The following is a 12,350-nucleotide window of genomic DNA, read 5'->3' as shown; positions in this document are numbered from 1 at the left end:
CTGTTGAATAGGGAATTTAATATCTATATGCTCTATGGCTTTGGAGGTGTAAATATATTGAAATATAAAAAATGGAATGGTGAAGGAAAAGGAATACCTAATATAAGTAAACTTAAGAAATGTGGAGAAAATGTAATTATTGAAGATGGAGTTAGAATATTTTATCCAGAAAATATTGAAATTGGAGATAATGTGTACATTGGTCATGATACTATTTTAAAAGGTTACTATAACTCATCTTTAATTATTTCAAACAATGTATGGATAGGTCAACAATGCTTCATTCATGGGGCAGGAGGGCTTTTATAGGTGAAAATGTTGGGATAGGCCCCAAAGTAAGTATATTACCTTCTAAGCATAAGAAATGTGGATGTGATATTCCTATATTATTTTCAGAATTAGAATTTTTACCTATAACTATAAAATAAGATTGTAATATAGGTATGGGAGCAATATTATTGCCAGGAATGAAAATAGGTGAGGGAACTAAAATAGGAGCAGGAGCCGTAGTTAATAATTTTATACCAGATTATTCTGTAGCAGTAGGTGTTCCGGCTAGAATTATTAAATATAGGAAGTAACAATATTCAAAAGATATACATTACAATTTAAAATTGAATTCAAAATTTAATTGTAGAAACCATATTACAACATATATTAAGTTAATGTCAATTAAAATTAAATGTAATAAAATAAATACTATATAGTTTTTATTATGTGCTTTAGCGTTAAAAGAAAACCACTTGCTATGCGAGTGGTGGGCGCCTGGTTATACCGTTAAAAAAGTATGAGTATTCTCAAAAGGTTAATTTTTAACAGAAATTTTGTGTTGTCAATAAACTAACACTGTTAATGCAAAACTATAAGTTATTATAAAAGCTAAGTTTCATAACTGGATTTAAAATATAGAATAACCACACAATTAAAAAATGTATAGCAAGTCTAACAGTGAGAAAAGGCTGCACTATATATTTTTTAGCCTTACAGGGGCAGAGCAAGCCATCCGTTTTACGGGTGGTCCTGACTAAAACTTAATTATAGTGACAATATTATGAAAGGAGAATCATAATAAAATTTAAGATAGATTTATTATGAAAGGAAGCTAATGGATAGTATATTTACCTACAATAATTATAAAAACATATTGAATAAAATGAAAAAAATAGGAGAAATACTCACTTTTAGTTCGGCAAATATAGATACAAAATCTGGATTTATATTAAGACATGATATAGATTTTAATGTAGAAAAGGCTTATATCATGTCTAATATGGAAGCGGAAATTAATGTAAAATCAACTTATTTCGTATTAACTACATCAGATATATATAATATAAATTGCAAAAAAAACAGGCAAATGTTAATTGATATGAATAAAAATAAATTTGAAATAGGTTTACATTTTGATCCTACTATATATGGAGATATATCGTTAGAACAAATGCAAATTAAAATGAAAAATGAAGTGAATATTATAGAAAATATTATAGGGAATAGAGTTGAGAGTATAAGTTTACATAATCCATCTGTACACAATAGATATCCAAATTTTAAAGGATATAAAAATGCATATTCAAAAGAGTTTTTTAATCCGGATTTATATATATCAGATTCATGTAAAGATTTTAGAGGAAAAAATATCTATACATTCATACAAAAAGGTGAAAATAATTTAATACAAGTTCTGTTTCATCCTATACATTTTTCAAAGAAAGAAGAATCATATATAACTTGTTTTAACGGGATAATAAATGATAAAATAAAAGTTCTTGATCAGTATAAGAATATAAACAAAACGTACAAAAAAGAACTTGGTGATGAAGTATTATTAAAATATTTTATTGAGAAGAAGAGCGTCGATGGAAAGAAAATTTAATTTTGAAAGTAGCCTATTAAAAAGAATAGAGAAATATAATGATTATATATTTTATAATACCGTAATATATTCAGTTTCAGCTATAAGTAATCCTAAAAATAATACTTTGATTTTCGCTAATGCTCTAAAACATGAAGATATAGAAAATTTGAAGAAAGTAAAAAATAGTATAATTATATTAAATAAACAATATAATAATATTAATTTTGAGGAAAACTATATATTATATGTAGATAGACCAAGAAAAGAATATGCTAAAATATTAAAATTTATATTAGATAATAATAAAGAAGAGGATAATAATTATATTTTTAAGAGTGGATATTATATAGGGAAAAATGTATTGATTGGGGAAAATACAATAATAGAACCTTTTGTATTTATAGATAGCAATAGTGTAATAGGAAAAAATTGTATAATAAAGAGTGGAGCTAAAATTAGAAAAAACGTAATTATAGGGAATAATTGTATAATAAAAGAAAATTGTGTTATAGGAAGTGATGGTTTTGGTGTAGAACGAGATTTTGATGGAATTACATATAAGATACCTCATTTAGGTGGTGTGATAATAGGAGATTCTGTAGAAGTAGGGGCGCTTGCGTGTATTGCACAAGGGACAATAGAACCTACTGTGATTGAAAATTATGTAAAAGTTGATGATTGTGTTTTTATAGCACATAATGTGAAAATTAAAAAAGGTACATTTATAATAGCAAATTCACAAGTAAGTGGTAGTGTTGAAATAGGAGAAAATTGTTGGGTTTCACCTAATGCGTGTATTAAAAATGGAATTAAAATTGGGAATAATAGTTTGATTGGAATAGGTTCAGTAGTGATAAATGATATAAAAGAAAATAATGTTGTTATAGGAAATCCAGCTAGATTTCTAAAAAATATTAAATAGGATATTATTTAGTAGTATGTCTTATAAAAATGCTTGATTAATTAATAGAAAAGTTAGTTTTTATTATTATCAAGCATTTTTATATGTAAAATTTATTATTTAACTAGACTTGTGCAACTATTTGGATATATATTCTAAGAAACCAACATTCTATTATTTTTAAGCATAAATTTTAGAATTAAATAGATTTTAACTCGTTATATTTGAAAAATAAACCAAATTCATATAAAAGATTAAGTAGAGTATATCTAAAATTTATTCTTTGCTATTTAATAAACCCTGATTTTAAGCCATTTGGTTAAATTACTCAATTTAGTGCACAAGTCAAGTTATTTAATATAAAAAATAATTTATATAGAGTTTTTGTTTAATTAGAATATGCTATTGGATATAATAATTATATAAATGGGAAAAGAACTTGTAAAAAACAGTAAGGCATTATAAAGTTTTGAGTTTATAACTCGATAATATAAATAAAATAAATTTGAATGTGATGGTGATAAAATGAGATTAAATCCAAATATATTTTCATTAAACATATATAATAATTATAAAGATAAACTAACTAGTAGTTCTAAAGCTATAAATAATATAAGTTCAGGTTTAAAACTTAACAAGGCTAAAGACAATCCTAATAAAATAGGTCAAAGTGAAATGCTTAAAATACAAATACTTAGCAATGCAGCAGCTCAAAAAAATATTCAAGATACTAATTCTATGATTCAAACTTTTGATGGTGCTATGAGTGAAATGAATGATAGTCTATTAAGATTGAAGGAATTAACAGTTCAAGCTGGTAGTGGTGCAATGAACTCTACGGATAGAGAAACACTTCAGAAAGAAATAGATCAACTTACTGAACATGTTGATTATATGGCTAAAAACACTGAATTTAATGGGATTAAATTACTTGATGGTGTTGGGCCGTCAGAGATAAAGTCTACAATAGGAAGCATGAAAGGGGAAGATACTACTATTAATAAATATGATCTTACAGCTACAAAGTTAGGAATTAAAAATTTAGATGTAACTAATCCAGATAATATAGGAAATGCCATTTCATCAGTAGATAGTGCTATTGTTGAGGTTTCAAATGTAAGAAGCAAGTATGGTGCATTACAATTAAGACTAGAAAGTACAGGAGATAATATGATTCAAAATAACCAATCGCTTGAAAAGTCTCAAAGTAATATTGCAGATGCAGATTTAGCAGAAGAAATGCTTAAATTTTCGGAAAGTCAAATATTGATACAATCTTCTATAGCATTAATGGCTCAAAGTAATAATTTTCCACAAGATGCATTAAGGGTTTTACAGAATATTAAGTAATTATATATAAGCTTTATTTATAAAATATTTTTATAAATAAAGCTATTTTTATGATTAATATAATTATTCTTTTTGTTTTAATAGTATGAAAAATGTAAAAGTTTTATAATAAATTGTAGAAATAAATTCATATAATACTTAACTTTATTTATAGTTGTTCGATAATAATATGAATGTAAAATTTAAAAGTAAAAAAATGTATAAATTTCATTAATTTATTAATATAAAAGAATTTATTTGGATGTAGAAATTTCAAATAAAAAGTAAAATTTCCTTAACAAATTTTAATTATTTTTAATATAATATATAAATATAAGAAAAAAATAGGCTAAACAGCAGAAAAATAGAAATAATTTTACTTAAAATAGGAAAAATTAATTACAAATTTTATGTATAATTTAATATTATTTATTAAAACAACAAAATAATTATAGATAAAAAGTGATAATTATTTTATAATTATATTATATTAAATTACAGATAAAAAAATGTTGTAGAAAAATTATTATGTTGTTATACAAATACATGTGAATAAGAAAAATATACATTTAATTACAAGAAAAGTGGGGGAAATGTGTATGGCGATAAATGTTATAAATTCAGATAATAGTTATAAATTAATCAAAGAAGGTATTAAAGCATCAAATTTAAGAGCACAAACTATTGCAAATAATATGGCGAATATTAATACTAAAGGATACAAGAAATTTGATGTGATTTTTGAAGAAAATTTAAAGAATACAGAAGAAGGAACAAACTTATCATTAAAGACAACAGATGAAGTGCATTTAAAAGATGATTTGCAAACAAATGATAATATAAGTATTCATAGAGTAAATACGACAAGTATGAGAACAGATGGTAATAATGTAGATTTAGAGCTTGAAAAAGTTAATCAAGCAGCTAATACATTAAAATATAATGCTTTAATAAGCAGAATAAATAATAAATTTAATAACATTAGAACAGTAATGAAATAGAAAAGGAGGGATAATATGAATGCATTTACTTCTATGCAAATAAGTGCAACAGGTATTTCCGCTGAAAGATTAAGAATGGATACAATAACTTCTAATATGGCAAATGCAAGTACAACAAGAAGTGCCGATGGAAAAGGTCCATATGTCAGAAAAATAGCTTTTTTTCAGGAAGCACTTGATGAGAATAGGAAAATGGCAGGGATTAAACCAGTAAAAATTGAAGAGGATAAATCTCCGCTTAGAAAAAAATATGATCCAACTCATCCAGATGCAGATGAAAATGGTTATGTTACTATGCCAAATGTGAATGTATTAAATGAAATGGCAGACATGATGGTTTCTACAAGAGCATATGAGGCTAATGTTGAGACATTCACTGCTTTGAAAGGGATGTTTTCAAAAGCACTAGAAATTGGTAAATAAGGAGTAAAATAATATGAATATCAATAATAGTTTTGAACAAAGTCAAATTAGATTTGACAAGAACTTTAATACCCTTAATGAAAATAAAAAAAGCGTACAAGCTACTAATAGTAGTTTTGGGGAAACTTTAAAAAACTGCATTGATGATGTTAATAGTAAACAAATTGAAGCTGACAAATATACAAATGCATTTGTTAGAGGAGATAATGTTAATATTGATGAAGTTATGATAAAAGGAGAAGAGGCTAGTTTAAGCTTACAATTTTTAGCTAAGACCAGAGATCAGCTAGTTGAAGCATATAAAGAACTAACAAGAATGCAGTTGTAACTAAAGTGAGGAGTGCTGTGAAAAAATGAATAAACTTTTAGAAAAAGTTAGAGGGCTATGGGGAAAGTTTAAGTCGCAAAACAAAAAGATTAAAATTGCGATTCTTATATCCTGTGTTGCTGTGTTGATTGCTGTTGCAAGTACAATAATCTACACATCATCAAATAAGTACCAAGTTTTATTTTCAAATCTTGATCCGAAAGATGCACAGGTTGTACTAGCTAAATTAAATGAAAGTAAAGTTACAACAAAGATTCAAGGAGATACGATTTTAGTACCTAAAGAACAAGTAGATCAATTGAGATTACAATTAGCACCAGAATTAACTGCTGGAAGCAGTGGTTATGAACTTATGGATGCTGGAAGCTCTTTTGGTATGACAGATGAAGAATTTAAAATTAAAAAATTAAGAATGCAGGAAGGGGAACTTGAAAAAACTATAAAAAGTTTTTCGCAAGTAGAAAGTGCAAGAGTACATATTACTCCTTCTACAGATTCAGTATTTGTAAAGGAAAGTACACCAGGTAAAGCAGCAGTTTATTTAAAGATATCACCTGGAAAACAAATAACAGAAGAACAAGTTAAATCAATAGTTGCTCTTCTAGCAGGGAGTACACAAAATGTTCCTAAGGAAAACATAGAAGTAATTGACCAAGATATGAATTTGCTTACAAAAAATATAAATAGTGATGAGCAAGGTATTGTAAGTTCAGATGAAATAGATAAGCAACATTCATTAGAAGAATCATATGAAAATAAATTACAAAAAGAAATAATTGAATTATTGGAACCAGTTATAGGCAAAGATAAAATAAAAGCTACAGTAAATGTAGATTTAGATTTTGATTCTAAACAAAAAACTCAAACTGTACTTGATCCTAACAAGGTTGTTGTAAGTCAACAAACAATTAAAGAGGCAAACAACACTGGAGATTCTGGACAAGTAAGTGAGAGTCCAGTTGATAACAATATTAGTAATACTACAGATAATACTAATACTACAAATTCTAATTCAACTAGAGAAGAACAAAAGAACAATTATGAAATTGGTAAAACTGAAACTAAGGTTTTAAGTGCACCAGGTGAAGTGAAAAGAATGACAGCATCAGTGGTTGTTGATGGAAATTTAGATGCAGCAACTCAAAAAGCGATTCAAGATGCTGTAGCAAATGCAGTTGGATTTAATGCTGTTAGAGGAGATCAAATTTCTGTATTAGGTATGAATTTTGATCCAAGTTTAAAAGAAGAAAACCAAAAACAAATTGATGCATTTAATGCAGAACTTAAAGATGCAGAAATGAAGAAGTATATTATTATGGGTATAATTGGAGTAATAGTTCTTTTAACACTTATTGTTATATTAATTAAGAAGAGAAAGAAGAAAAAAGATGATGAAGACCAATTGTTAGATATTGTGATTGGAGATAATATAGAACCAAAACAACCAGAAAAATTTGAGCCAATAGATTTTGAAACTCAGAATCAAAAGACTCATATGGAAAATGAAATTAAGAAATATGCTACAGATAAGCCTGAACAGGTTGTAGAAATTATAAAATCATGGCTTTCTGAAAATGAGGGGTGATAGCTATGGCAAAAGAAGCTAAGAAATTAACAGGGGTACAAAAGGCAGCAATACTTTTTATAACGCTTGGACCAGAAGCATCATCTGGAATATTAAAAAAATTACCAGAACAAGAAATACAAAAAATATCATATGAAATTGCTAATACTACATCAGTTACATCAGAGCAAAGAGAAGAAATTTTAAGTGAATTTTTAGAGATTAATAAAGCAAGAGACTATATTTTAGAAGGTGGTATGGACTATGCTAGAGCATTGTTATCAAAGGCATTAGGTTCACAAAGAGCTAGTGATATATTAGAAAAAGTTTCAGAAGCTACATCTCAATATAGACCTTTTGCTATAGCGAGAAAAGCTGATGCACATCAGCTTTTGAACGCTATAAATTATGAACATCCACAAACAATAGCTTTGATTTTATGTTATTTACAAGCAGATAAATCAGCACAAGTTTTAGCTGAATTACCTGAAGAAACTCAAGCAGAGGTTGCTTATAGAATTGCAACAATGAATACCACATCACCTATGGTTATAAAGGAGATTGAAACTGTACTTGAAAGTAAGTTATCTTCAGTTGTAAGAACAGAAATGACAAGTTTAGGTGGAATAGAGACATTGGTTGACATTTTAAATCAAGTTGATAGAACTACAGAAAAGAATATTACTGAGAGTCTAGAAAGAGAAGATGGAGAACTTGCTGATAAAGTTAAGAGTTCTATGTTTGTATTTGAAGATATTCTTACTCTTGATGACGTATCTATTCAAAGAGTTCTTAGAGAGGTGGAAGTTAGTGAACTTGCTCTTGCTCTTAAGGGATGCTCAGAAGAAGTTGCAAATGCTATTTATAGAAATCAATCTAAGAGAGCAGCAGCTTCATTAAAAGAAGATATGGAATTCTTAGGACCAGTAAGACTTATGGATGTTGAAAAAGCACAACAAAAGATCGTTTCTATAATTAGAAGATTAGATGAAGCTAATGAAATTATAATTTCAAGAGGTGGAGAAGATGCAATCATCGTATAGTTTAATTAAAAAGGATTGTGCTTTGGATGGAGATAAAAAAAAGATATCAACACATTATGTTATATCTAAAAAAGAAGGACTTAGTGAATTAGAGGAAAAGCAAGAAGAGAAAAAATATTATTCTAAAGAAGAGGTTGAAAATTTATATAAACAATATGAAGAAATAGGTAAGAGAATAATTAAAGATGCTAATAATGAAAAGCAAGGAATTCTTTTAAGAGCAACCATGCAAGCTCAAGCTTTGGAAAAAGAAGCGTATGAAAAAGGCTATGATGAAGGTATAAAAAATGGATATGATGATGGATATAAAAAAGCTTTTGATGAAAATATTGATTTAGCTAAAGAAAAAGCTGAAGAAATTATAAATAAGGCAGAAAAAATTTTAGATTCTGCAAATGAAAATTATGCAAGATATTTAGAAAAGAAAAAAATAGAAGTCATAAATTTATCCTTAGAAATAGCTAGGACTATATTAAAAAAGGAAATAGAATATGAAGGATCAATGAATTTTCTAGTTGAACAAGCTATTGAACTTTCTAAAGGCGAAAAAAATATAATTATTAAATGTAATTCTATTCATGCTGATGATCTTAAAGCTGAATTAGAAAAATGGAAGATATCTTATTCTATAAAAGATGAAATTTTTGTATTAACTGACGATTTTATGGAACCAGGTAATGCTGTTTTGGAAAAGTCAAGTGGTAAGGTTATTGTTGGAATTGATATAGGCATGGAGAGTATAAGAAAAGAAATCTTAGGATAATGTTAGGAGCATCAATATGTTAGATATTAATTTTAATAATTTGATTAAAAAAGTTAATGTTACACCTACAATTTATACTGAAGGAATAGTCAAAAAAGTAATAGGACTTACAATAGAAGTTCAAGGAATTAAGGCTTTTATTGGGGAACTTTGCATCATATATAATGAACAAAGTTTGGGTATAAATTGTGAGGTTGTTGGATTTAAAGATGACTTTGTTGTATTAATGCCACTTGATGAACTTATAGGGATTTCTCCAGGTTGTAGAGTTGTACCAATGCGTAAGCCTTTAAGTGTAAAATGTTCAGATAAGCTTTTAGGACAAATTATTGATGGGCTTGGAAATCCATTAAAAGGAGAAGGAATTACTGAGGGAGAAGAATATCCATTAGAGAATAATCCTCCTGATCCTTTAAGGAGAATGAGAATAAAAGAAATAATGCCTACTGGAGTTAGAGCTATAGATGGATTTATAACTTGTGGTGATGGACAAAGAATTGGTATATTTGCAGGTAGTGGAGTTGGTAAAAGTACAACACTTGGAATGATAGCGAGAGAAGCCAAAGCTGATGTTAATGTCATTGCTTTAATAGGAGAAAGAGGTAGGGAGGTCTTAGAATTTATAGAAAAAGATTTAGGACCAGAAGGAATGAAAAAGTCAGTTGTAGTGTGTGCTACTTCTGACAAGCCTGCCTTAATAAGACTTAAGGGTGCTTTAACAGCGACAGCTATAGCAGAGTATTTCAGAGATAAAGGAAAAAAAGTGATACTGATGATGGATTCTGTTACTAGATTTGCAATGGCTCAAAGAGAAGTGGGACTTGCTATAGGGGAACCACCAGCAACAAAAGGATATACACCATCAGTATTTGCTAAACTTCCTAAACTTATGGAAAGATCAGGGACATCAGAGAATGGATCAATTACAGCTTTTTATACAGTTTTAGTTGATGGGGATGATTTTAATGAACCAATAGCCGATGCTGTTAGGGGTATATTAGATGGACATATTGTTTTATCAAGATCTCTTGCTCATAAAAATCATTATCCAGCAATTGATATATTAAATAGTGTAAGTAGACTTATGAATTCAATAGCAACACCAGAACATATAAAGGCTGCTTCTACTGGAAGAGATCTTTTAGCTACATATAAAGATTCAGAGGATTTAATAAATATAGGTGCATATGTTAATGGTAGTAATAAAAAGATCGATTTAGCTATTAATTATCATGATATTCTGGAAGGATTTTTACGTCAAACTGTACACGAAAAAGCAAATTTTGATGAAAGTATAGACAATTTAACAGCTATGTTTTGATAAATAAGGGGGAATAGGTTTTGGCTGAGAGGTTTAAGTTTGGATTAGAAAAGCTTCTTCAAATAAGACAAGATAAGGAAGAAGAAAGTAAAAGACTATTTACTGAGACTCAGCGTGAAAAGCAGAATACCGAAAAAAGATTACATAATTTAAAAGATAATTATGATAAATATAAAGGGATTACTCCAGGCGAAGATGTTGTATATCAAAAACTAAAAAGGTATTATTTGCAGGGAGTGCAAAGTGGGATAAGGCAAACGGAAAAGGAGTTAATTGTAAAAACTCAAAAGGTAGATGAAGCAAGAAAAGAGTTGGTTTCAAAACAAGTGGACAGAAAAACTGTTGAAATTTTAAAAGAAAAACAATACTTAGCTTATGTAAAAGAGGAAGAAAGGGTTGAACAAGTTAACCTTGATGAAATAGCCCTTTATTCATATATAAGAAATATCAGTGAAGGGAGGTGAAAGAAATGACAATAAGTATGAATATTAATAGTGCTTCTGTAAATTCTGATTCAAAATTAAACTATACTAATAATAATTTATCTTTAAATAATGATAAAAATTATATAAACAAAAATAATGATAATTTATCTAATTATTCAAGAAAGCATGAAGATGTTTCGAATTTTAAAAAAGTATTAGATTCAAAAACTACTACTAAACCAGAAAAATCTTCACATGACGCAAAAGAATTAGCAGATGGTAAAATTCAAGATAGTAATACAAATATCGAAGATAAAATCAAAGAATTAAAAGAAGAAATAAAAAAATCATCAAATGAAGATATTGTCAACATATTAAATAATATATTAACTTTATTAAATAAAGATGAGGCAGTAAAAGTTGATGATGAACAATTAAATTCAGAGATTTTAAATGTAGTAATTGAAGGATTAAATAAAAAAACTACATCAAATAATGATTTGGTAGATATTATAACTAAAATGCTTGAAACTTCTAAAAATGATTCATTAGGTGATGTATTAACTAAAGATACAAAAAGTTTAATGGAAGCTTTATTAAATCAAGTAGGAGAAACTGTTTCAGACAAATCAGAAGTATCAAATTCAAAAAATAATACAGTAAAAGATTTAATCGCAGAATTATCAAATGTATTAGGAAAGACTGAAGAAAAAGTATCAAATTTTTCTAATATCTTTAAAGATTTTTCACAATCAAAAGGTGATAATTTAACTAATCAAAGTAATTTACAAGAAAATAAAAAAATTGATGAGAATGCTAGTAAATCAGATGAAGATAATTTTTTAAATAATCTTATTGATAATAAGAAAGAAGATGGAGTTTTAAACAAAATTAATTTATTAGCTCCAAGAAATCAAGAATTTAAAACTGAATTTGTAAGTAATGTTGAAGGAACAACTGTTAATAAAGTAACCATTGGAGATGATTTAATCAAAAACATTAAATTTATGACTACAAATGCTATGAAAGAATTAACAGTAAAACTTAATCCAAAAGAATTAGGACAACTTACTATTAGCCTAATTCAAGAAAATGGAATGATGAAAGCAACTATAAAGGCACAATCTAAAGAAACTTATGAATTAATTTCTCAAAATTTATTAGACATAAAAAAATCTTTAGGAGAACAAAACATTAAAATAGCCGATGTAAATATAGAACTTTATCAAGATGATACTACGTTCTTTATGGACAAGGGATTTAATGAACAGCTTTCAGAGGAACAAGGAAAGAATAATCAAAATAATAATAAGACTTCTAACATTAATTTAAACGAAGTAGAAAATGAAGAGATAGAAGATATTAGTAATAATAATTTAGATTTTCTTGCATAG

Annotated in this window: 15 protein-coding genes; all 15 read left to right on the top strand. The window is 27.4% G+C overall.

Annotated elements, in window-relative coordinates; translation table 11 throughout:
* Positions 1 to 57: 57 nt before the first annotated feature.
* Positions 58 to 309 (top strand): acyltransferase, encoded by a 252-nt coding sequence (locus KYD98_RS00535; RefSeq protein WP_219777635.1) that lies wholly within the window; start codon positions 58 to 60, stop codon positions 307 to 309.
* Entirely contained in the window at positions 276 to 428 is a 153-nt protein-coding gene (locus tag KYD98_RS00530) for a hypothetical protein (RefSeq protein WP_219777634.1), read from the top strand. The genes KYD98_RS00535 and KYD98_RS00530 overlap by 34 nt, the downstream gene beginning before the upstream one ends.
* 9 nt (positions 429 to 437) lie before the next feature.
* Entirely contained in the window at positions 438 to 581 is a 144-nt protein-coding gene (locus KYD98_RS00525; RefSeq protein ID WP_308462426.1) for an LbetaH domain-containing protein, read from the top strand.
* A gap of 524 nt (positions 582 to 1,105) precedes the next feature.
* Entirely contained in the window at positions 1,106 to 1,876 is a 771-nt protein-coding gene (locus tag KYD98_RS00520; protein WP_219777632.1) for a polysaccharide deacetylase family protein, read from the top strand.
* Complete coding sequence (locus tag KYD98_RS00515) at positions 1,860 to 2,780, top strand: UDP-3-O-(3-hydroxymyristoyl)glucosamine N-acyltransferase (protein ID WP_219777631.1); 921 nt, start codon at positions 1,860 to 1,862, stop codon at positions 2,778 to 2,780. The genes KYD98_RS00520 and KYD98_RS00515 overlap by 17 nt, the downstream gene beginning before the upstream one ends.
* 504 nt (positions 2,781 to 3,284) lie before the next feature.
* Positions 3,285 to 4,109, top strand: a complete 825-nt coding sequence (locus KYD98_RS00510; RefSeq protein ID WP_219777630.1) for a flagellin N-terminal helical domain-containing protein — start codon at positions 3,285 to 3,287, stop codon at positions 4,107 to 4,109.
* Positions 4,110 to 4,687: 578 nt separating this feature from the next.
* Entirely contained in the window at positions 4,688 to 5,089 is a 402-nt protein-coding gene (gene flgB / locus KYD98_RS00505) for a flagellar basal body rod protein FlgB (protein WP_219777629.1), read from the top strand.
* Positions 5,090 to 5,104: 15 nt separating this feature from the next.
* Positions 5,105 to 5,512 carry a flagellar basal body rod protein FlgC gene (gene flgC / locus KYD98_RS00500; RefSeq protein WP_219777628.1) on the top strand — a complete coding sequence of 136 codons (408 nt, stop codon included), beginning with the start codon at positions 5,105 to 5,107 and terminating at the stop codon, positions 5,510 to 5,512.
* 13 nt (positions 5,513 to 5,525) lie between these two features.
* Entirely contained in the window at positions 5,526 to 5,840 is a 315-nt protein-coding gene (gene fliE, locus KYD98_RS00495) for a flagellar hook-basal body complex protein FliE (protein WP_219777627.1), read from the top strand.
* A gap of 25 nt (positions 5,841 to 5,865) precedes the next feature.
* Positions 5,866 to 7,425 (top strand): flagellar basal-body MS-ring/collar protein FliF, encoded by a 1,560-nt coding sequence (fliF, locus tag KYD98_RS00490; RefSeq protein ID WP_219777626.1) that lies wholly within the window; start codon positions 5,866 to 5,868, stop codon positions 7,423 to 7,425.
* Between the two features lie 5 nt (positions 7,426 to 7,430).
* Positions 7,431 to 8,447: a flagellar motor switch protein FliG gene (fliG, locus tag KYD98_RS00485; protein ID WP_219777625.1), complete on the top strand. Its 1,017-nt coding sequence runs from the start codon at positions 7,431 to 7,433 to the stop codon at positions 8,445 to 8,447.
* Positions 8,431 to 9,210, top strand: a complete 780-nt coding sequence (locus KYD98_RS00480; protein WP_219777624.1) for a FliH/SctL family protein — start codon at positions 8,431 to 8,433, stop codon at positions 9,208 to 9,210. The genes fliG and KYD98_RS00480 overlap by 17 nt, the downstream gene beginning before the upstream one ends.
* A 16-nt stretch (positions 9,211 to 9,226) precedes the next feature.
* Complete coding sequence (gene fliI / locus KYD98_RS00475; RefSeq protein WP_219777623.1) at positions 9,227 to 10,531, top strand: flagellar protein export ATPase FliI; 1,305 nt, start codon at positions 9,227 to 9,229, stop codon at positions 10,529 to 10,531.
* Positions 10,532 to 10,551: 20 nt separating this feature from the next.
* Positions 10,552 to 10,995 carry a flagellar export protein FliJ gene (gene fliJ / locus KYD98_RS00470; RefSeq protein ID WP_219777622.1) on the top strand — a complete coding sequence of 148 codons (444 nt, stop codon included), beginning with the start codon at positions 10,552 to 10,554 and terminating at the stop codon, positions 10,993 to 10,995.
* A gap of 5 nt (positions 10,996 to 11,000) precedes the next feature.
* A complete protein-coding gene (locus tag KYD98_RS00465) occupies positions 11,001 to 12,350 on the top strand; it encodes a flagellar hook-length control protein FliK (protein ID WP_219777621.1) in 1,350 nt (449 codons plus the stop codon).

The sequence above is a fragment of the Clostridium weizhouense genome (genome assembly GCF_019431045.1).
GTDB lineage: Bacteria > Bacillota > Clostridia > Clostridiales > Clostridiaceae > Clostridium > Clostridium weizhouense.
Note: the sequence above shows the minus strand (reverse complement) of the source record. Positions and strands in the feature narration are given on the sequence as shown.

Coding starts and splice junctions, on each gene's coding strand:
- KYD98_RS00530 (WP_219777634.1), top strand. CDS start 276: ATGCTTCATTCATGGGGCAGGAGGGCTTTTATAGGTGAAAATGTTGGG.
- KYD98_RS00520 (WP_219777632.1), top strand. CDS start 1,106: ATGGATAGTATATTTACCTACAATAATTATAAAAACATATTGAATAAA.
- KYD98_RS00515 (WP_219777631.1), top strand. CDS start 1,860: ATGGAAAGAAAATTTAATTTTGAAAGTAGCCTATTAAAAAGAATAGAG.
- KYD98_RS00510 (WP_219777630.1), top strand. CDS start 3,285: ATGAGATTAAATCCAAATATATTTTCATTAAACATATATAATAATTAT.
- flgB (WP_219777629.1), top strand. CDS start 4,688: ATGGCGATAAATGTTATAAATTCAGATAATAGTTATAAATTAATCAAA.
- flgC (WP_219777628.1), top strand. CDS start 5,105: ATGAATGCATTTACTTCTATGCAAATAAGTGCAACAGGTATTTCCGCT.
- fliE (WP_219777627.1), top strand. CDS start 5,526: ATGAATATCAATAATAGTTTTGAACAAAGTCAAATTAGATTTGACAAG.
- fliF (WP_219777626.1), top strand. CDS start 5,866: ATGAATAAACTTTTAGAAAAAGTTAGAGGGCTATGGGGAAAGTTTAAG.
- fliG (WP_219777625.1), top strand. CDS start 7,431: ATGGCAAAAGAAGCTAAGAAATTAACAGGGGTACAAAAGGCAGCAATA.
- KYD98_RS00480 (WP_219777624.1), top strand. CDS start 8,431: ATGCAATCATCGTATAGTTTAATTAAAAAGGATTGTGCTTTGGATGGA.
- fliI (WP_219777623.1), top strand. CDS start 9,227: ATGTTAGATATTAATTTTAATAATTTGATTAAAAAAGTTAATGTTACA.
- KYD98_RS00465 (WP_219777621.1), top strand. CDS start 11,001: ATGACAATAAGTATGAATATTAATAGTGCTTCTGTAAATTCTGATTCA.